We start from the raw sequence: 18,406 nt of genomic DNA, 5'->3' as shown, positions 1-18,406 counted from the left end.
CTCATTGCTGAGGTTGAAAAAAATGAGTCAGGAAAGATACCGCTTTCTCGGAAAAGTCAGTGCGGAGCGGTGTGCCAATAGTAAAGGAGAAGATGTATAAAGATGCAAATTGATAAATTAAGGGGCAAAAGCTTAGATCAGCTATTCAACTCCATCTTATCCCTTAAAGACCTGGAAGAATGTTATCGATTTTTTGATGATTTGTGCACCATCAATGAAATCCAATCTTTATCACAGCGTCTTGAAGTAGCGCGTATGCTTCGCGAGGGAAATACGTATCATAAAATTGAGACGGAGACAGGTGCAAGCACTGCAACCATCTCACGAGTCAAACGCTGCTTGAACTACGGAAACGATGCCTATACAATGGCACTTGACCGCGTAGCAGAGCAACAAGCAACGGACGAAACAAAATAAAGCAGCTTTCACTGCAGACATTCTTTATGATTTGTCGTTTTGAAGTTGAACAAGTAAGAGCCATTTCATTTGAAATGGCTCTATTTGATGTCATCAAGTTCCCCCATAAACCATCGTTCACCTTCATAGGACACTTCATCGTCATCAGTGATCACTTCCTTAAAACCGATGGTTCGCATATTTTGTGCAACAGATAAATCCCATTCTTTTTGAATATTTCTCTGATCGGAAAGGGGAAGCCATGTCTGATACTCATCTTGTCTGTTGAAGAAATCTTTCACATAAGAATCCCCTTTAAACACAATGATTTGTGAATGCCATAATCCAGGCAGATCGACTGCGACCACGACACGATATATGTCCCCGTCTTTTGGTTTCAAATCAATGAGATGCTCAGCTCTATTCAATAGAGTTTGAATGCATAGACGTTTGATCTTTTTCGGTGTTCTGTTGGAAGTCATAAAATCATAAGCCGCTGGTAGAGGCAGGTGCCAGTAGTCAGAAACATTCGCCGGAAACGACTGCGTATTTGCGTTCATTTCTTTTATGATCTGTTGAGTCTTTCGTTTCATACCGCGGACCTTTTTTTCACGCATACTCTTTCTCCTTATCAAAGATCTATTAAGTTCTTTATACGTGATTGAGCAAGAATGTCAACGAAAAAAGGTGTGGAAACGCACCTTTTTAAGCTAGACAGACTGCTCTGTGCCTGAGAACATAGGGACTTCACTTGTCTGGCCGTTTTCTTGTCTAAAAATAATATGTTTTTCGTTAAAATGAATAGGTGATTCGATTCCAGCTGCTGCGCATAAATTAAACAAACCTTCTCTAAGGGACAGGATATAATTGCAGACTCGGTATTTCTTTTCTTCAATGGATAAACCTTTTTGCAGCTTTGGATCTGTCGTGGCAACCCCAACAGGGCATTTATTCGTGTGGCATACTTGCGCCCGAATACAGCCAACCGAGAACATCAAGCCCCGTGCGATATTCACAAAATCCGCTCCCATGGAAAGGGCAATGGCGATTTTATCAGGGGAGAGAAGTTTACCAGACGCAAACAGCTTGAGTTGATCTCGAACCCCATATTTCTTCAAAATTTGATGGACCATCGGCAGTGCTGTGAAAATGGGCAGGCCTGCGGAATCAGCCAGTTCATGAAAGGAAGCACCTGTGCCACCTTCTCCGCCATCTACTGTAATGAAATCAGGATGTTTTCCGCTTTTTTTCATATAGAGAGCAAGCTCCTCGATATCTTCTTTATGTCCAACAACTAGCTTGATTCCAACTGGTTTTCCGCCGATGTTTCGCAGTTGTTCAATAAAATCAAGCATGTCAGGAATGGAGTGAAACATCTCGAACCGGTTCGGACTGTCAATGGATTGGTGTGGCGGCAGTTTACGGATTTGGGCAATTTCTTCTGTGACTTTTTCACCATCAATGTGTCCGCCGCGTGTTTTCGCCCCTTGTGCCAGCTTGAGTTCAAAGGCTTTTACTTCATCATGCTCACTTTTTTTCTTAAACTCTTCAAATGAAAATGCGCCATCCTCTGTTCGAACCCCAAATAAACCAGGCCCAATCTGGCAAATGATATCGGCGCCCCCTTTGAGATGGTAAGGCGAAAGCCCGCCTTCACCTGTGTTCATCCATGTGCCGCCAGCCATTTTTAAGCCGGAGGATAGAGCCGTAATCGCCCGGTCGCCTAAGGAGCCGTAGCTCATGGCTGATTGCCCAATCAATCCTTTGACGCGGAAGGGTTTTTGGCACGTATGTTCACCAATGATTTGTACATCGTCTTGATGGAGATAGTAAGGTTTTGCTTCGACCTCTTTGGTATGTTCACTTCTTCTCAGTAAATTGTCTTGATCGATCTGATACACTTTTGTTTGGATTTTTTCAGATTGATCGATGCGTAACTCATCTCGCTGCTTTGGAAATAGGACGTTGCGAATATAGTAACCAGGCTTGTCAAAATCACGTTTTGATCCAAAGCCCATTGTCCGGCTTTTGTACTTCCCAGACATGACAGCTTGCTCGTATTCTCTTCTTGAGAAAGGAAGCTCCTCTCGATCATTTAGAAACAGATATTGACGAAGCTCAGGTCCTATTTTTTCAAAAATAAACCGTAGCTTTCCAATGACCGGATAATTTCGTAGGACAGAATGCTCTTCCTGTTTTTCATCTCGCATCCAAATCCAGATGAATAAAATGATTGGTATGATGAAAAAAATCACTAATAATGCGCCAATGACAATGAAAGTTGTTGTCACGAAAATCCCCTCTTTTCTCTATCATTACTGTTGTTATTCCACTTTTCATTGAAAGAGAAACCACTTCAACAGATTGTGACGTTTAGAAATGAAAAGGCAGGGTAACTTACAAATAAGATCATAAGGGGAGGGAACATACATGAATAAGCGTCCGAATGCGTATGTACTTGCAGGATTAGGGGTTGGTGGTGCAGTGTTATTAGCAGTGAAAAATAAACAGCATCTCAAAAAATGGGCAAGCATGTTCCGCTCAGATGAAAAGGTTCCTGAAAAAGCTGGTCACCCTGATCCGTTAGATATTCAAGACAACAAGATGGTCGATGAAGGGGCCATGACATCTGTTCATTATTTTAATGAAGTGAGACAATAGTTTAGAAAAACCGTTTTGACCATTCAAAACGGTTTTTTCTTGTCTTTTTTTTGATGTGATATCGAAGAGGATCGACAAGCGTAAAACCGATCAACCCTTCGTGATCAGGCGTCGAGAAAAGAAATTCAATGCCTGATAAATGATAGGTTGAGAGAACTTCCTGATCCGTAAAACGTAACGAAAGCTCGTCCTCATAAACGGGTGTGTGCTTCAACACCTTGGCTTCTTCTGCAAATAACTCCAGCCCAGCCACTCGGCCCTCTTTGTCGATGTCTACGTTCACACATTCATTCACGTCTAATTCAATGGTTTCTTTGATTGTCCCGATTCGAGGCGGGATGAGATAGATGTATCCGATGTCGATCGTTTGATCATATGTGATGGTTCTTTTCAAATCATTCACCTGCTTGGTCGATAGTAAAATGTTCCTTTCATGTATAATATCATGTGATGAGATGAAGTAGCTCTCATTTCAGTTCAGCACGCATCTATTGATCTCCCTCAGCTCCTCTTGAAGTGGAGCTTTTCATATAGTCTCTATTCACCTCGCCTAAAGTGAAAATCGACTATTTTCAAAAGAATGAAACTTTTAGCTGAAGGAGGTTACCCATTTTTTGCGGTGTCTGATTTTGTTATAATATTTAAATGGAATGAAACGAATGGAGGAACGTTTTTCATGTATGATGTTACCGAGTGGAAGCATGTCTTTAAACTCGATCCAAATAAAGAGATTTCCGATGAACAACTTGAAGCGATTTGTGAATCCGGTACGGATGCCATTTTAATTGGCGGCAGTGACAATGTGACAGAAGACAACGTGCTGCAACTGATGTCAAAGGTGCGCCGCTTTCTTGTGCCATGTGTTCTTGAAATCTCGACACATGAGATGATTGTGCCTGGCTTTGACTTGTATTTTATCCCCACTGTGTTAAACAGCGCTCATCCTGATTGGATTGTTGGTCTGCATAAGGATGCGATGAAGGAATACGGTGATTTGATGTCAATGGAAGAGATTGTGCCGGAAGGATATGTCATCTTAAACGAAGAGTGTAAAGCGGCTAAGCTGACAGAGGCCAATACGGCACTGGATATAGATGACGTAAGGGCATATGCGAGAGTGGCAGAGCACTTGATGAAACTGCCCATCTTTTACTTAGAATACAGCGGGACGCTTGGAGACATAGAGCTTGTGAAAGAAACCAAAGCAGTGCTACATGAAACGGTTCTATTTTATGGCGGCGGTATTGAAAGCGAAGAGCAGGCGAAAGACTTTGCACAGCATGCAGACGTTGTCGTAGTGGGAAACGTCATTTATGACAATTTTAAAGAAGCGTTAAAGACAGTCGACGCAGTGAAAAAGTCATCATAGTCAAACAAGACGAAACGGGTTAAAATAGAACATAAGTTCGAATTGGCGGTGAATGAAATGAATGAAATATCGAATCACTTATTAGAAGGGCTGAATGACGCGCAGAAAGAAGCGGTCAAAGCAACAGACGGGCCGCTGTTACTGATGGCAGGAGCAGGTAGTGGAAAAACACGAGTGCTCACGCATCGAATTGCGTATTTAATGGCAGAAAAGCATGTGGCACCGTGGAATATTTTAGCGATTACCTTTACAAATAAAGCAGCAAGAGAAATGCGTGAGCGTGTACAAGCCATTTTAGGGCCTGGTGCGGATGACATTTGGATCTCTACGTTCCACAGCATGTGTGTGCGCATTTTACGCCGCGATATTGACCGTATTGGTGTGAATCGCAACTTTTCTATATTAGACACATCTGATCAGCTTTCAGTTATTAAAAACATTTTAAAAGAACGAAATATCGATCCTAAAAAGTTTGATCCACGTAGCATTTTAGGTTCAATCAGTAGTGCAAAAAACGAACTCATTGACGCAGAGGAATACGCTAAAACTGCTGGTGATTTCTATGATCAAGTGGTCAGCGACGTCTACACAGATTATCAAAAACGATTACTCAAAAACCAATCACTCGATTTTGATGATCTTATTATGATGACGATTCGTCTGTTTGAGCGGATCCCTGAAGTATTAGAACACTATCAGCGAAAATTCCAATACATTCATGTCGATGAGTATCAGGATACAAACAGAGCGCAGTACATGCTTGTGAAATTGCTCGCTCAGCGTTTTCAAAATATATGTGTGGTCGGTGACTCGGATCAGTCTATCTACCGCTGGCGTGGAGCGGATATTACAAACATTCTTTCCTTTGAAAAAGATTATCCGTCCAGTGAAGTGATTTTGCTTGAGCAAAATTACAGATCGACTAAACGTATTCTGAATGCCGCAAACACGGTCATTCAAAACAATTCAAACCGTAAGCCAAAAAACCTTTGGACAGAAAATGACGAAGGAGCGAAGATTGCCTATTACCGTGCAGATAATGAATTCGGTGAAGGTCAATTTGTCGCTGGCAAGATTCGTCAGCTTCATCAGAGCGGCAAGCGTAAATTATCTGATTTTGCGATCCTCTATCGAACGAATGCCCAGTCACGTGTCATAGAGGAAACGTTAATGAAGGCGAACATTCAATACAACATCGTCGGCGGCACGAAGTTCTATGACAGAAAAGAGATCAAGGACATTTTGGCATACTTACGCCTTGTGTCAAATCCAGATGACGATATTAGTTTTGCACGCATTGTCAACGTACCAAAGCGTGGAATTGGGGCGACTTCTGTTGATAAAATTGCCGCATACGCAGAAATGAATGATCTCTCTATGTTTGAAGCACTTGGTCAGGTGGATTTCATTGGAATCAGTGCAAGAGCAGCCAATGCACTTGATGAGTTCAAACAGCTCATTGATCAAATGACAAATATGCAGGATTATTTATCTGTCACAGAATTAACGGAAGAGATCCTAGAGAAAACAGGCTATCGTGAAGCACTGAAGATCGAAAAAACGATTGAAGCACAAAGCCGTTTAGAAAATATTGACGAGTTTCTATCGGTCACCAAAAACTTTGAAGAACAAAATGAAGATAAATCACTTGTCACCTTCCTGACAGACCTCGCCCTCGTCGCAGACATTGATAAGCTGGATGAGGCTGAGGAAGAAGATCAGGATGCGGTCATTTTAATGACCCTCCACGCAGCAAAAGGACTTGAATTCCCTGTTGTGTTCTTAATGGGAATGGAAGAAGGCGTCTTCCCGCACAGCCGTTCACTAATGGAAGATGCCGAGATGGAAGAAGAGCGCCGTCTTGCTTATGTAGGGATCACACGGGCCGAAGAAGAGCTTTATTTATCAAGTGCGAAGATGAGAACGTTATTCGGCCGGACGAACATGAATATGGAATCACGATTTATCAGAGAAATACCAGCTGATTTATTGGACAACCTAAATGAGAAAAAAGAAACGAAAACACCGTTTGGCCAAACGAGAGAAAGACCGCAAAGACGAGGGCCTGTCTCACGTCCACAAACGCAAACCATTCAAAACACAGGCGGCGGCAGCATTGGCTGGGCTGTCGGTGATAAAGCCGCTCATAAAAAATGGGGCGTTGGCACGGTTGTGAGTGTAAAAGGTAGTGGAGATAGCACAGAGCTTGATATTGCCTTCCCAAGCCCTACAGGCATTAAGCGTCTCCTTGCCGCATTTGCGCCAATCGAAAAGCAATAAACTGATAGGACTGACAAAACGGATGAAGTGAAAGGAAGAAGCAGATGGATAAAGAAGCAGCGAAACGCCGGATCGAGGAACTACACCAGATTTTGAATCAATACAACTACGAATATCACACACTGGATCGTCCAAGTGTTCCTGACGCTGAATATGATGCGCGGATGCGTGAGCTGATCTCTCTGGAGGAAGAACACCCTGATTTAAAAGCAGCGGATTCACCCTCGCAAAGAGTAGGCGGTGCTGTTTTAGACGCCTTCCAAAAAGTACGTCACGGCACACCGATGCTCAGTCTCGGCAATGCGTTTCATGAACAGGACCTTCTTGATTTTGACCGCCGGGTTCGTCAAGCAGTCGGTGACGACGTCGCTTACAATGTCGAGCTGAAAATTGACGGACTCGCTGTTTCTCTCCGTTATGAAAATGGCGTGTTTGTCCGGGGTGCCACGCGGGGTGATGGGACAACAGGTGAGGATATTACCGAGAACCTCAAAACCATTCGTTCCATCCCGCTCAAAATCAATCGGCCTCTGTCGATTGAAGTGAGAGGCGAGGCATTTATGCCAAAACCTTCTTTTGAAGCCCTTAACGAAAAAAGATTACAAAACGAAGAAGAGCCGTTTGCGAACCCGCGTAATGCGGCTGCTGGCTCACTTCGTCAGCTCGATACGAAAATTGCAGCGAAACGAAACCTTGATATCTTCGTCTACAGTATAGCGGAGCTTGATGAAATTGGTGTTGAAACGCAAAGCGCAGGACTTGATCTTCTCGATGAGCTTGGCTTTAAAACCAACAAAGAAAGACGGATGTGCCAAACCATTGAAGAAGTGATCGACCTCATTGAAACACTGAAAACAAAGCGTGCTGATTTCTCATACGAAATCGATGGCATTGTCATTAAAGTCAATTCATTGGCACAGCAAGAAGAACTAGGCTTCACAGCAAAAAGTCCACGCTGGGCTGTTGCGTACAAATTTCCGGCCGAAGAAGTCGTGACGAAGCTGATTGATATTGAACTAAGTGTTGGGCGTACTGGCGTCATCACACCAACAGCGATTCTTGAGCCTGTAAAAGTGGCAGGAACGACAGTGCAACGTGCTTCTCTTCATAATGAAGATTTGATCAAAGAGAAGGATATCCGCCTTTTTGATCAAGTGATTGTCAAAAAAGCGGGCGATATTATCCCAGAGGTTGCAGGTGTCCTTGTCGATCAGCGAACAGGAGAAGAAAAGCCGTTTCACATGCCGACTGAATGTCCAGAGTGTCATAGTGAGCTGGTCAGAATAGAAGGAGAAGTGGCGCTTCGGTGCATCAATCCACAATGCCCCGCCCAAATACGTGAAGGACTCATTCACTTTGTGTCTCGTAATGCGATGAATATTGATGGGTTAGGGGAGCGAGTCATTACACAACTTTTCAAAGAACAGCTTGTCTCTCGTGTATCAGATCTTTACCGCTTAACAAAAGAAGAGTTGATTCAGCTAGAACGAATGGGCGAAAAATCAGTCGATAACTTACTGCGTTCGATCGAGCAATCGAAAGAAAACTCTCTTGAACGTTTATTATTTGGACTTGGTATTCGATTTATTGGTTCTAAAGCAGCGAAGACGTTGGCCATGCACTTTGAGGATATCGATCAGTTAAAACAAGCAACGAAAGAACAATTACTTGAAGTAGATGAAATTGGTGAAAAAATGGCCGATGCAGTCGTCACGTACTTTGAGAAAGAAGAAATACTAGATCTGCTAAATGAACTAAAAGAACTTGGGGTCAATATGACCTACACTGGGCCAAAACCGGTGAAAGTAGAAGAAAGTGATTCCTACTTTGCAGGAAAAACGATTGTGCTGACGGGGAAATTAGAAGAAATGTCTCGTAATGATGCAAAGGCAGCGATCGAAGCATTAGGCGGCAAGTTAGCAGGTAGCGTAAGTAAAAAAACAGACTTAGTCATTGCCGGCGAAGCAGCTGGAAGTAAGCTGACAAAGGCAGAAGAACTCAATATTGAAATTTGGGACGAAGCCAAAATGCTCGAGGAGCTAAAGAAATAAGAGGAGTGTTTTCTATTGAAAAAGTTGCTATTGCTGCTGACAATGCTCACACTGGTATTGTCAGCGTGTGCACCTTTTGGGGGAAAGGATGAGGAAGAGGTCACACAAAAAACGGATGAAACGAAAGAAACAGCGATCATCCCAATGTACAACATCTCTGATTCCTATTACAAAATGGTGCTGCCGTTTAAACAAGGAGCGGCAAGAGGACTAACAGCAGAGCGTCTCAATACACGCTTAGACATTGATGAATTTGAAACAGGACTCATGCGCCTGGCAACAGAATCATTCAATACAAACGACTATCTGTTCCAAGAAGGACAACATTTAGATGAAGATACTGTTCTCAGCTGGCTTGCCCGCAAAAAAACAGGCAGTGATCTGAAAAAAGCTGAAAAAGAAGACAAAGACTTTAAGAACTTAGGCTTAAACCCTGCTCTTCCAAACTCAGGTTCAACAAAGTCAAAAAATGAAAATAGTCCAATCTACTTAGCTTCCATGCTAGAACATAATTACTTAATCAGAAAAGATAAAAATAGCTTACAGCTTGGCGGGGTTGTCATCGGTCTTGCGCTTAACTCTGTCTATTATTATCGCGAAAATATCGGGGATCCTCAGCAAGAGGTGACCATCGATTCATCGAAGAATTCAAAGAAACTTTTAGCAGAGGGCGAAAAAATTGCGGAACAAGTCATTAAACGACTTCGTCAAATGGACGGACTGCAAAAAGTCCCAGTCATGATTGCTCTTTATAAACAAGCACCAAAATCATCTATCGTTCCAGGAAACTTCATCGCTAAAACCGATGTAAAAGCAGGATCAGCTGATATTGGCAGTTGGGATACGATTAAAGAAGAGAATGTCTTCTTCCCTTCAGATAATGCCAAGAGCAGCTACAAAGATGATTCAGAGCGATTTGACCGCTTCAAGACAAAGGTAGAAGACTACTTCCCGAATTACACAGGTGTGGTAGGCAAAGGTTTCTATAAAAACGGGAACTTGCAAAAAATGAAAGTAGAAATTCCAATGCAATTCTACGGAAAAACAGAAGTCGTGGCATTTACGCAATACTTAACAGGTGAAGTCATGGATTACTATAAGAGCACCAATATAGAAATCAACATCACCTCTTCTGATCAGCAAGAAGCCCTCATCACAAAAAATGCTGAAGATAAAGAACCAACAGTCCATATATATGACTAAATAAAAACCGCCTTTTGGCGGTTTTTAGCGTGTAGACAAACCCTCGCATTCTTTGTCAGTCCTGCGTGCTGGTGCTCACGAATGTGAAATTCGCTCCGCGCCAGTACTTGTCCTTCCTAGGGCTGCAAAGGTTTTCTATCACGCTGAAAAGAAGACAAAGGGCTAAAATCAAGTTCATTTTGGCCCTTTGTCAACATTCTGAAAACCGCCTTTTGCGGTTTTTTATTTTTAATTAGAGGAATTTTTCAACTTTTGTCAAAGTATGTGAAGAAACCAAAAGGAAAGGCAGGTATGTTGATGCTCGTATAAATGCTGATTACCGTCATGTATAAGTAAAAAGACGATAAAAGGAGAATCAGCATGCATAAAGAAGTAAAAGCACGATACGATGAACAAATGGTCTTAAAGAAAGCGGCTCTACTCTATCATTTTCAGCCAGAACAGGTCACATTTCTAGCCGATGCAGAAAATTATGTGTATGAATATACGGATGAAAAAGGGTCGAGTTATATATTGAAAATTACCCATACCATTCGCCGCTCCCGCACATATATTCTAGGAGAAATGGACTGGATTCGGTATTTATCTCAACATGGAATCTCAGTAGCTAAACCGGTTTTATCCGCAAGAGGAAAAGATGTTGAAGCGATTCCCGATCAAGCAGGAGGCGCTTTTTTGCTGAGAGTGTACGAAAAGGCGCCCGGCAGAAAAGTGACCGAAGCAGATTGGAATGGACAGTTGTTTCAAGCGTTAGGAGCCTATACTGGGCGTATGCATCAAACGACTAAACAATATCAAGTGAAAGATCCTCGCTATAAGCGTCAAGAGTGGTATGAGGAGGAGCAATTAAAGCTTGAAACGTATATTCCTTCTGATCAAACGGTTGTGTTGCAGAGAAAAGATGAACTGATGCAAAAGCTTCACCAGCTCCGAATATCCAAGGATGTCTATGGACTGGTGCATGCGGATTTACATCACGGGAACTTCCATTATCATCAGGGAGAAATCATTGCATTTGATTTTGATGATTGTGGGTATCACTGGTTTATCAATGATATAAGCATTTTGCTATACAACGTTCTTTGGTATCCGGTGATTCCGTATGAGGATAAAGCTGAATTTACGGGTGAATTTATGAGCCATTTTCTCAAAGGCTATCGACAGGAGAATGAGCTTGATGACGCATGGCTGGCGACAATACCAGATTTCCTTATGCTGCGTCATATGCTTATTTATGGGCTTTTACATCAAGCATTTGATCTCCGAACACTAAGCGCTGACGAAAGTGCCATGCTGGCGCGTTTTCGAAAGGAGATTGAGGACAAAACCCCAATTACGCCTTTTGACTTTCATCAGCTAACAACATAAATAGAAAGCCCCTTGCTGTTTCACATAGCAAGGGGCTTTTTATCCTACACCGTATCACACTTCACACCAACAACGCCTTCTAAATCTTTAATATCAAAGTACACATCGGTTGTATAGCGGTCTTTATGTACGCGAACACGTACTTCCATGATCGGATAGTCTTTTTCCTTTAAATCATCAATACGTACAGAATGAATACGAATATTGAGTGCTTTCATTTCTTTTAAAATCTCTGTCATGCGGTTTCGATCAGAAAGTGACATTCTGATGCGGATTTCTTTTTCCTGTAAGCGAATGGGTCCAATCCGCTGGAAGAGCCAAGGTAAAAATTCCACACTGACAAGAATAAAGAAAAGACTGAGGAAGGCTTCTTTATAAAAACCTGCACCTGTTGCAACCCCAAGTCCTGCTGCTCCCCAAATCATCGCAGATGTCGTAAGTCCTGAGATGACGTCATTGCTTTTGCGAAGAATCACACCTGCTCCAATAAAACCAACACCAGATATAATTTGCGCCGGTAACCTGAGTGGGTCCATTTGAAGCTTAGAGACTCGAGGGAAATTGTAGGCTGCATCAATGCTGATGATGGTTAATACGCAGGAGCTGACAGCAATGACAATACACGTTTTCAGCCCAAGCGGCTTTTTCTTAAGTTCGCGTTCAAGACCGATGATCAAACCGATTAAGGTGGCAACGGCTAATTTTAAGACCGTATCCCATTCAATTGTCCAAAACATGCGTATCGCTCCTTTCACTTCATGTACGTTTCACATCATGTATATGATCTTCTCACAGCCCATATGGCTGCACAACTTCTATTTTATTCAGAAACGGGAGAAAGAAAAGCATTTTATTGAAAAATAAAGAGAGTCATCCGCATAATGCAGATGACTCCTCATGTCTGGTTATTTTGTTTCTTCTTCGAGATGGTCTTCCATTTTGCTAAATAGCTTTTTAGAAGCTTTAGACGGTTTATTTGTTAAGAGGCTGACAATAATAGCAGTCAAACCACTTAAAATAAATCCAGGAACCATTTCGTACAATCCAGTCGTGTTGTTTAAGCCTGTTGAAATCCAAACGAGAACGACAACAGCCCCAACAATCATTCCGGCTAAAGCGCCATGATGATTCATTCGTTTCCAGTATAGACATAACAAGATGACTGGACCGAATGAAGATCCAAATCCAGCCCAAGCATAACCGACAAGGTCAAGAATGGTATCACTTGGGTTTAGAGAGAGACCAATGGCAACAATCGCTACGACTAGTACAGAGATACGTCCAATCATCACAAGTTCTTTGTCAGAGGCTTTTCTTCTAAAGAATGTACGGTATAAATCCTCTGTCATCGCACTTGCAGTGACAAGCAGCTGAGAAGAAATTGAACTCATAATTGCAGCTAAAATGGCAGAAAGTAAAAATCCAGTAATATATGGATGGAATAACACTTTAGAAAACACAATAAAGATGGTTTCTGGGTCTGCCAAAGTGGTGCTTGTTTCATGAACATACGCTACGCCGACTAAACCGACAGATAGTGAACCAATGACAGACACAATCATCCAGCTCATACCGATACGACGTGCTGGCTTTAAATCTTTTACAGTCGTAATCGCCATAAAGCGAACAATAATGTGCGGCTGTCCAAAGTAACCGAGTCCCCAAGCGAGGAAGGAAATAATGCCAATGACGCTCGTTCCTCTAAAAATATCAAGCAATTTAGGGTCAATCTGTTGAATATCATTGAATGTGGCAACAGGTCCACCTAATTGAGTAAAGGCAACGATCGGCACGAGCACTAATGCTAAAAACATAATAGCTCCTTGAACAAAATCAGTTAAACTAACTGCCAAAAAGCCGCCGAATAGTGTGTACAAAATGACAATACTAGAAGTTAAGATTAAGCCAAACATATAATGAGCACCAAACGCTGATTCAAATAAGCGTCCGCCTGATACCATACCTGATGAGGTGTAAAGCGTAAAGAAAATCATAATGATGACAGCTGAGACAGCTTTCAATAAAGTAGATGAGTCTTTAAACCGTTTGTCAAAAAAGTCTGGAATGGTAATCGCATCATCAGCAACTTCTGTATACGATCTCAATCGTGGTGCTAGGAATAGATAGTTTAAGTAAGCCCCACTAATTAAACCAACAGCAAGCCATCCAGATGAAAGACCAGTTGTGTACATAGCGCCTGGAAGCCCCATCAGCATCCACCCACTCATATCAGCTGCACCAGCAGATAGAGCCGTTACATAAGGACCTAACCCGCGTCCGCCTAACATATAATCATTCAAGTCGTTTGTTTTTCTGAATGCATACCAGCCAATGGCAAGCATTCCAATAAAATAAATAGATAGAGAAATTACAATCTCAATACTCATGTTTCCATATCACCTTTTTCGTATTAATTTGACATCACCTCAATCAAAATATACAAAGAACAGCCTATTGAACTGTCTGCTCACTGCTATGGTTACTTAACCTATCAGAGTATTCCCAAGTGATCAACCTTCTTAAACATCCTCATCAGACAAAAAAATACGTGTATGCGTGATAAGCGTCTATATGTAAGCGCTTACTCAATTAAATAAAAGAAAAAATTTTCTGAAAAATAAAAAGTCACCTTGATGAATATTTTAGACAATGACTGCACCACAATGGCATATTAGTGGACAAAGCCTTTCTGGGCGACCTCGTAAAGTTGCTTTAGAACAGTAAAATTTGATATGATAAAGTGTATATGACTTATGATCATGACCACGAACACGAACACGTATCATTTTTGGAGGTGAACCTGCATGTCAAGAATTTCAATAGAAGAAGTAAAGCATGTTGCGCATTTGGCACGGCTTGCGATTACAGAAGAAGAAGCTGAGATGTTTACAGAACAGCTTGATAGCATCATTTCATTTGCAGAGCAGTTAAACGAGGTAGATACGGAAAACGTTGAACCAACAACACACGTATTAAAAATGAAAAACGTCATGAGAGAAGATGTTCCGAATAAAGGTCTTTCCATTGAGGCAGTCATCAAAAACGCGCCTGATCATAAAGACGGCTATATTCGTGTGCCATCAATTTTGGACTAAAGGAGGCCTGAGGCATGTCACTGTTTGACCACAAAATTTCTGAATTAAAAGAGCTTTTACATAAAAAGGAATTGTCTGTTTCTGATTTAGTGGACGAGTCTTATAAACGAATCCATGAAGTAGACGGGAAAGTACAAGCATTCCTAGCGCTGGACGAAGAGAAAGCACGTGCGTACGCAAAGGAATTGGACGAGGCCGTTGGTGAAAAGGACGAGCTTGGTCTATTGTTCGGTATGCCGATCGGTGTCAAAGATAACATCGTGACGAAAGATTTACGTACAACGGCATCAAGTAAAATCTTGCAAAACTTCGATCCTATTTACGATGCAACCGTTGTGAACCGCTTAAGAGAAGCGGAAGCTGTCACAATCGGTAAATTAAACATGGACGAATTTGCGATGGGATCTTCTACGGAGAACTCAGGCTTCAAAGCAACGAAGAACCCGTGGAATTTAAATACAGTTCCAGGTGGGTCAAGTGGTGGCTCAGCAGCATCTGTTGCAGCTGGAGAAGTACCATTCTCTCTTGGATCAGATACAGGCGGCTCCATTCGCCAGCCGGCATCATTCTGTGGTGTTGTTGGTCTTAAACCAACGTATGGCCGTGTATCTAGATACGGTTTAATCGCATTTGCTTCATCATTAGATCAAATTGGGCCGATTACGCGTAATGTTGAGGACAACGCATATGTTCTTCAAGCGATTTCTGGTGTTGATCAAATGGACGCAACGAGTGCAAATGTCGATGTCCCAGATTTTCTTTCTTCATTAACTGGCGACATCAAAGGCTTGAAAATCGCTGTGCCAAAAGAATATCTTGGCGAAGGTGTTGGCGAAGAAGCAAAAGAGTCTGTTCTTCAAGCGTTGAAAGTATTAGAAGGACTTGGTGCCACATGGGAAGAAGTATCTCTTCCGCATTCTAAATATGCGCTTGCGACTTACTACTTGCTTTCATCTTCAGAAGCATCTGCAAACCTTGCTCGTTTTGACGGTATTCGCTATGGCTACCGTACAGACAATGCAGACAACCTGATTGATTTATATAAAAATACCCGTTCTGAAGGCTTTGGAGACGAAGTCAAACGCCGCATCATGCTTGGCACATTCGCTCTAAGCTCAGGATATTACGATGCATACTATAAAAAAGCGCAAAAAGTCCGTACACTGATCAAAAAAGACTTTGAAGATGTTTTTGAAAAGTATGATGTCATTGTAGGACCAACAACACCAACTCCGGCATTTAACATTGGTGAAAAGACAAGCGATCCACTGACGATGTATGCAAACGACATTTTAACGATCCCTGTTAACCTTGCAGGCGTCCCAGGAATCAGTGTGCCTTGTGGATTTGCAAATGGTCTTCCGTTAGGACTGCAAATCATCGGTAAACACTTTGATGAAGGAACCGTTTACCGCGTGGCTCACGCTTTCGAACAAGCAACAGATCATCATAAAGCAAAACCTGAACTGTAAGGGGTGAATCAGAATGAACTTTGAAACGGTAATTGGACTTGAAGTCCACGTAGAGCTCAAAACACAATCAAAAATTTTCTCAAGCTCACCGACGCCTTTTGGTGCGGCTGCCAATACGCAAACAAGTGTCATCGATCTTGGTTATCCTGGCGTACTGCCTGTGCTGAACAAAGAAGCGGTGAACTTTGCGATGAAAGCAGCAATGGCACTGAACTGTGAGATTGCAACTGATACAAAATTTGACCGTAAAAACTATTTCTATCCTGATAACCCAAAGGCGTATCAAATTTCTCAATTTGATAAACCGATCGGTGAAAACGGCTGGATTGAAATTGAAGTAGACGGCAAAACAAAACGAATTGGTATTACACGTCTTCATTTGGAAGAGGATGCAGGAAAACTGACGCACACAGGCGACGGTTATTCACTCGTCGATTTCAACCGTCAAGGCACACCGCTTGTTGAAATCGTATCTGAGCCAGACATTCGTACGCCAGAAGAAGCGTATGCTTACTTAGAAAAATTAAAATCTATTATTCAATATACAGGCGTCTCTGACTGTAAGATGGAAGAAGGCTCACTGCGCTGTGATGCCAACATTTCTCTTCGTCCGATCGGCCGTGAAGAGTTTGGAACGAAAACAGAGCTGAAGAACTTAAACTCATTTGCTTTCGTCCAAAAAGGTCTTGAGTTCGAAGAAAAACGCCAAGAGCAAGTATTGCTTTCTGGCGGCTTGATCGAACAAGAAACTCGCCGCTATGACGAAGCGTCTAAAAAGACGATCCTCATGCGTGTCAAAGAAGGTTCTGATGATTACCGTTACTTCCCAGAACCAGATTTAGTGGAGCTGTATATTGATGACGAGTGGAAAGAACGCGTAAGAGCATCGATTCCAGAGCTTCCAGACGAGCGCCGCAAACGCTACATTGATGAACTTGGACTTCCTGCATATGACGCAATGGTACTGACGCTGACAAAAGAAATGTCTGATTTCTTTGAAGCGACCATTTCAGAAGGTGCTGAAGCGAAGCAAGCATCAAACTGGCTCATGGGTGAAGTATCTGCCTACTTGAACTCGGCTCAAAAAGAGCTGGAAGATACGAAGCTAACGCCTCAAGGACTGGCTGGCATGATCAAGCTTATCGAAAAAGGAACGATTTCTTCTAAGATTGCCAAAAAGGTATTCAAAGAACTTATCGAAAATGGGGGCGACGCAGAAACAATCGTCAAAGAAAAAGGACTTGTCCAAATTTCTGACGAAGGTGCACTGCTCAAACTTGTCACAGAAGCTCTTGATAACAATCCGCAATCCATTGAAGACTTCAAAAATGGAAAAGACCGCGCAATTGGTTTCTTAGTCGGACAAATCATGAAAGCATCGAAGGGACAAGCAAACCCACCGATGGTCAACAAGATTCTTCTCGAAGAAATCAAAAAACGATAAATCGCAAAAACCGCCTCATGGAAGAGGCGGTTTTTTTGTTGATGGATAATGACAGGGTCTTATCACAGATTCAGACCACCGCCGTATATCAATTCATTGGTTCTTTTTTTATAATGAAGCATAAGCTTTAGCACATATTCGAAGGGGATAAAGGTGAACTAAAGTGAACATCGCCACGTATTGTCATTGGAGGAATAGCTTCAATTGTTCCACAGCTCTTTGGACAGCGGAGTCCTCACACGTTTCTAAATTTGTCAGCATCCCTTGAATGACCGGCTTGCGCGGCTCATCTTTGGCCAATTCTTCTTCAATAACTTCAATGGATACAAGGGTATCATCCGAAAGCAGATGCTCAGATTTTAACAATCGAAGCTCTTCTTGAAGAGTAGCGGCATTTGGCGCTTCATCATCCCAAATGTTTTGCTTTAGAATCGGCTTCGCATGAGAACGGAGAAGCCCATGCACCAAATCATCAAATCGGTCGAGAATAAAGGATGAGAGCTCATCACATGATAATTGCATCTGATCTTGCAAAAGCAGTACTTGCACATAAGATTGGATGATTCCTTGAATCATGACTGACAGGTCAGTTATATATGGTTCGATCTCCTGTCCATACGTGGTCAAAATAGAAATTTGGATTTCATCATTCATCTGCTTTTTAACCGTTTTGGAATACTTTTTAATTTGCTGATTTTCCGGAATAATGTTCTCGCTGAGGATCAAAATGATAAAATCCTTGTTCTCAGCAAAGTGCTGGAACTGTTCAGCGATTTGTTTCTGAAAGATATCTCTAGGCGCAAGATGTTGATTTTCTTTTCGAATCTTTTCAATACTTTGCATAGACGTGTCGATATAATATTCAAACGCTCTGTTGAAAAGCTGTTCTTTTGATTTGAAATGCAAATAAAATGCACCTTTAGAAATTCCGCATTCATCTGCAATTTCCTGAATGGTCGTAGAAGAAAAACCTTTTTTCGCAAACAACTGAATGCTTGCTTTAATGATTTTTTCTTTTTTTTCGTTCATGAAATAAGGCCCCTTCAGCTTTAGAATGTTACGTCAAA

16 protein-coding genes are annotated in these 18,406 nt (G+C 42.0%); 10 read left to right on the top strand and 6 right to left on the bottom strand.

Annotated elements, in window-relative coordinates:
• Nucleotides 1-102: 102 nt before the first annotated feature.
• Complete coding sequence (locus ACTJJQ_RS14100) at nt 103-417, top strand: YerC/YecD family TrpR-related protein (RefSeq protein ID WP_007496879.1); 315 nt, start codon at nt 103-105, stop codon at nt 415-417.
• An 80-nt stretch (nt 418-497) separates the two neighbouring features.
• Here ACTJJQ_RS14100 and ACTJJQ_RS14095 read toward each other — a convergent pair whose 3' ends face one another.
• Nucleotides 498-1,013 (bottom strand): DUF3916 domain-containing protein, encoded by a 516-nt coding sequence (locus tag ACTJJQ_RS14095; protein ID WP_173407822.1) that lies wholly within the window; start codon nt 1,011-1,013, stop codon nt 498-500.
• Nucleotides 1,014-1,106: 93 nt separating this feature from the next.
• A complete protein-coding gene (locus ACTJJQ_RS14090) occupies nt 1,107-2,687 on the bottom strand; it encodes an FMN-binding glutamate synthase family protein (RefSeq protein ID WP_212361089.1) in 1,581 nt (526 codons plus the stop codon).
• Between the two features lie 139 nt (nt 2,688-2,826).
• On the opposite strand from ACTJJQ_RS14090, the gene ACTJJQ_RS14085 reads away from it, so the two are divergent.
• Nucleotides 2,827-3,057, top strand: coding sequence for a hypothetical protein (locus ACTJJQ_RS14085; protein WP_017366762.1), 231 nt, complete (start codon nt 2,827-2,829; stop codon nt 3,055-3,057).
• A gap of 1 nt (nt 3,058) precedes the next feature.
• On the opposite strand, the gene ACTJJQ_RS14080 is transcribed toward ACTJJQ_RS14085, so the two are convergent.
• Nucleotides 3,059-3,451 (bottom strand): DUF2283 domain-containing protein, encoded by a 393-nt coding sequence (locus ACTJJQ_RS14080; protein ID WP_047946450.1) that lies wholly within the window; start codon nt 3,449-3,451, stop codon nt 3,059-3,061.
• A 282-nt stretch (nt 3,452-3,733) separates the two neighbouring features.
• Between ACTJJQ_RS14080 and ACTJJQ_RS14075 the strand changes: the two genes are divergently transcribed.
• From ACTJJQ_RS14075 to ACTJJQ_RS14055, 5 genes are all read left to right on the top strand, one after another.
• Complete coding sequence (locus tag ACTJJQ_RS14075) at nt 3,734-4,426, top strand: heptaprenylglyceryl phosphate synthase (protein ID WP_008344257.1); 693 nt, start codon at nt 3,734-3,736, stop codon at nt 4,424-4,426.
• 57 nt (nt 4,427-4,483) lie between these two features.
• Nucleotides 4,484-6,706, top strand: coding sequence for a DNA helicase PcrA (gene pcrA / locus ACTJJQ_RS14070; protein ID WP_440600303.1), 2,223 nt, complete (start codon nt 4,484-4,486; stop codon nt 6,704-6,706).
• A 44-nt stretch (nt 6,707-6,750) separates the two neighbouring features.
• Nucleotides 6,751-8,757: an NAD-dependent DNA ligase LigA gene (gene ligA, locus ACTJJQ_RS14065; RefSeq protein WP_212339351.1), complete on the top strand. Its 2,007-nt coding sequence runs from the start codon at nt 6,751-6,753 to the stop codon at nt 8,755-8,757.
• A gap of 15 nt (nt 8,758-8,772) precedes the next feature.
• Complete coding sequence (locus ACTJJQ_RS14060) at nt 8,773-9,960, top strand: CamS family sex pheromone protein (protein ID WP_008344253.1); 1,188 nt, start codon at nt 8,773-8,775, stop codon at nt 9,958-9,960.
• A gap of 360 nt (nt 9,961-10,320) precedes the next feature.
• On the top strand, nt 10,321-11,328 hold the full coding sequence (locus tag ACTJJQ_RS14055) for a phosphotransferase enzyme family protein (protein ID WP_046527516.1): 1,008 nt from the start codon (nt 10,321-10,323) through the stop codon (nt 11,326-11,328).
• A gap of 44 nt (nt 11,329-11,372) precedes the next feature.
• Here ACTJJQ_RS14055 and ACTJJQ_RS14050 read toward each other — a convergent pair whose 3' ends face one another.
• On the bottom strand, nt 11,373-12,065 hold the full coding sequence (locus ACTJJQ_RS14050; RefSeq protein WP_008344247.1) for an MgtC/SapB family protein: 693 nt from the start codon (nt 12,063-12,065) through the stop codon (nt 11,373-11,375).
• A 168-nt stretch (nt 12,066-12,233) separates the two neighbouring features.
• Complete coding sequence (gene putP / locus ACTJJQ_RS14045) at nt 12,234-13,715, bottom strand: sodium/proline symporter PutP (protein WP_039168534.1); 1,482 nt, start codon at nt 13,713-13,715, stop codon at nt 12,234-12,236.
• 417 nt (nt 13,716-14,132) lie between these two features.
• Between putP and gatC the strand changes: the two genes are divergently transcribed.
• From gatC to gatB, 3 genes are read left to right on the top strand one after another with little or no spacing between them, the layout of a single operon-like run.
• Nucleotides 14,133-14,423, top strand: coding sequence for an Asp-tRNA(Asn)/Glu-tRNA(Gln) amidotransferase subunit GatC (gatC, locus tag ACTJJQ_RS14040; protein ID WP_003213898.1), 291 nt, complete (start codon nt 14,133-14,135; stop codon nt 14,421-14,423).
• Nucleotides 14,424-14,437: 14 nt separating this feature from the next.
• Complete coding sequence (gene gatA / locus ACTJJQ_RS14035) at nt 14,438-15,895, top strand: Asp-tRNA(Asn)/Glu-tRNA(Gln) amidotransferase subunit GatA (protein WP_007496857.1); 1,458 nt, start codon at nt 14,438-14,440, stop codon at nt 15,893-15,895.
• Between the two features lie 13 nt (nt 15,896-15,908).
• Nucleotides 15,909-17,339 carry an Asp-tRNA(Asn)/Glu-tRNA(Gln) amidotransferase subunit GatB gene (gatB, locus tag ACTJJQ_RS14030; protein WP_007496855.1) on the top strand — a complete coding sequence of 477 codons (1,431 nt, stop codon included), beginning with the start codon at nt 15,909-15,911 and terminating at the stop codon, nt 17,337-17,339.
• A gap of 183 nt (nt 17,340-17,522) precedes the next feature.
• Here the strand turns inward: gatB and ACTJJQ_RS14025 are convergent, their stop codons facing one another.
• Nucleotides 17,523-18,368, bottom strand: coding sequence for a TetR/AcrR family transcriptional regulator (locus tag ACTJJQ_RS14025; RefSeq protein WP_017359798.1), 846 nt, complete (start codon nt 18,366-18,368; stop codon nt 17,523-17,525).
• Nucleotides 18,369-18,406 lie beyond the last annotated feature (38 nt).

It is taken from the genome of Bacillus sp. 22483 (assembly GCF_052044605.1).
In the GTDB taxonomy this organism is placed as follows: domain Bacteria; phylum Bacillota; class Bacilli; order Bacillales; family Bacillaceae; genus Bacillus; species Bacillus altitudinis.
This window is presented reverse-complemented; position numbering and strand designations above follow the sequence as displayed.

Bases quoted from the DNA above. Each gene is read 5' to 3' on its own strand.
- ACTJJQ_RS14100 (WP_007496879.1), top strand. From the start codon at position 103: ATGCAAATTGATAAATTAAGGGGCAAAAGCTTAGATCAGCTATTCAAC.
- ACTJJQ_RS14095 (WP_173407822.1), bottom strand. From the start codon at position 1,013: ATGCGTGAAAAAAAGGTCCGCGGTATGAAACGAAAGACTCAACAGATC.
- ACTJJQ_RS14085 (WP_017366762.1), top strand. From the start codon at position 2,827: ATGAATAAGCGTCCGAATGCGTATGTACTTGCAGGATTAGGGGTTGGT.
- ACTJJQ_RS14075 (WP_008344257.1), top strand. From the start codon at position 3,734: ATGTATGATGTTACCGAGTGGAAGCATGTCTTTAAACTCGATCCAAAT.
- pcrA (WP_440600303.1), top strand. From the start codon at position 4,484: ATGAATGAAATATCGAATCACTTATTAGAAGGGCTGAATGACGCGCAG.
- ligA (WP_212339351.1), top strand. From the start codon at position 6,751: ATGGATAAAGAAGCAGCGAAACGCCGGATCGAGGAACTACACCAGATT.
- ACTJJQ_RS14055 (WP_046527516.1), top strand. From the start codon at position 10,321: ATGCATAAAGAAGTAAAAGCACGATACGATGAACAAATGGTCTTAAAG.
- ACTJJQ_RS14050 (WP_008344247.1), bottom strand. From the start codon at position 12,065: ATGTTTTGGACAATTGAATGGGATACGGTCTTAAAATTAGCCGTTGCC.
- putP (WP_039168534.1), bottom strand. From the start codon at position 13,715: ATGAGTATTGAGATTGTAATTTCTCTATCTATTTATTTTATTGGAATG.
- gatC (WP_003213898.1), top strand. From the start codon at position 14,133: ATGTCAAGAATTTCAATAGAAGAAGTAAAGCATGTTGCGCATTTGGCA.
- gatA (WP_007496857.1), top strand. From the start codon at position 14,438: ATGTCACTGTTTGACCACAAAATTTCTGAATTAAAAGAGCTTTTACAT.
- gatB (WP_007496855.1), top strand. From the start codon at position 15,909: ATGAACTTTGAAACGGTAATTGGACTTGAAGTCCACGTAGAGCTCAAA.
- ACTJJQ_RS14025 (WP_017359798.1), bottom strand. From the start codon at position 18,368: ATGAACGAAAAAAAAGAAAAAATCATTAAAGCAAGCATTCAGTTGTTT.